Raw genomic sequence first — 1570 nt, 5'->3', positions numbered from 1 at the left:
AAAAATGAATCAGCCAGATTGGAATAAACGACCACAATAATTTAACCCTTGAAGCCATTGTTGACCTGCACTGATAGCATATGCCTTCATGGCCTTGAGTCTTCCAGCTGCGCGATAGAATCGATTGTTCCAACTCATGGTTTTTAGCCATTCGTCAGCATCGATTTCAAGTCTTGTCAGGATAGGAGGTGAGCTTTCTGGTATAGAACCTTTCTTATCCGTTCTCAATGCTCTTCCACTCCAGTCCACTAGCTCCAGGTAATCATGAAGAATATAAGGCAATGCTTTATTCGTATTTTGCCCCTGACTCTGAAAAGGCTTCAACATGAACGGCTGGTTGCAATCTGTCGCTTCAGTAGCTTTTTCGATACGTTTCTGGATAGAGGTATAGTCCGATTGTTCCGATGTGGATGCCAGTTTTGCCCGGACAGGATTCAGGTCAACATATGCCATGCAGGTCAGCAAAGCCGACTCATCCAGTAACGCCTGACTCTTAAAACGCCCTTCCCAGAATCGACCTTTACAACCATCTTCCTTGTTGGCTTCACGGGCTAGATACTCGTTCAAACAACGCATAAACCAGCTGATATTCTTCAAACGGATACGATACTCTGCCACATATTCATCAATGCGGCTGAGTTCTGAGCGACTGAGAGTGTCGTTGCTCATATAGCGTTGGATCAATAAAGGTCCAGTGAAAAGGGTAGTCCATCGCCGAAGTATTTCATCTCGATTCCAGCTCTCAACCTCACTGGTGTTAATATGTAGTACCAGATGATAATGATTAGACATCACAGCATAAGCACATACTTCGATGGCAAAAATGGAGACTAATACCTGTATACGATCGACCACCCACTGCCTGCGATGCTCAAAATTCCTCCCGGTCTGATGATCTTCACCACACAAATAAGCCCTGCGAACACACCGAGACATACAGTGATAATACGGAGTCGAACCTGAATCAATCAGGCTGCTGCGGGCTTGAGTCATGGGATCTCCTACTACAAAGACAATAATGGGTAACAGGAGGAAGATAGTTCATTCAGTCGATTGGTCAAATATATGGATGTCCTTTTTAATTTACTTTTTAATTTACAAAATATATGGATGTCCTTTTTATTTTTCTTTTTATTTTTTAATATATGGATGTCCTTTTTAATTTTCTTTTTAATTTTTTTTAATTTTTGGATGTCCTTTTTAATTCTTTTTAATTTTCTGGCTTGAGTCATGGGATCTCCTAATACAAAGACAATAAGGGGTAACAGGAGGAAGATAGTTCAACCAGTCGATTGGTCAAATATATGGGTGTCCTTTTTATTTTTATTCTGGATGACCTTTTTTAATTTTCTGGATGTCCTTTTTAACTGGCTTTTTAACTGGTTTTATTTTTGTGGATGTCCTTTTTATTTTTTTTTTTTATTTTTGTGGATGTCCTTTTTATTTTTTCCTTTTTATTTTTTTTATTTTTATTTTCTATGATCTTCACCCTCGCATCATGAACGACAGTGCTGAATTTTACAGGCTCATTTCATGTTGGAAACTGGGCTCCCCTTCAGGCTCATTTCAT

Annotated in this window: 1 protein-coding gene; it reads right to left on the bottom strand. The window is 39.4% G+C overall.

The annotated features are described in order from the left end of the window. Nucleotides 1–9 precede the first annotated feature (9 nt). Nucleotides 10–993 carry a transposase gene (locus tag KDK18_RS03210; RefSeq protein WP_257253167.1) on the bottom strand — a complete coding sequence of 328 codons (984 nt, stop codon included), beginning with the start codon at nt 991–993 and terminating at the stop codon, nt 10–12. Nucleotides 994–1570 lie beyond the last annotated feature (577 nt).

The sequence above is a fragment of the Endozoicomonas sp. SESOKO3 genome (assembly GCF_024606255.1).
Note: the sequence above shows the minus strand (reverse complement) of the source record. Positions and strands in the feature narration are given on the sequence as shown.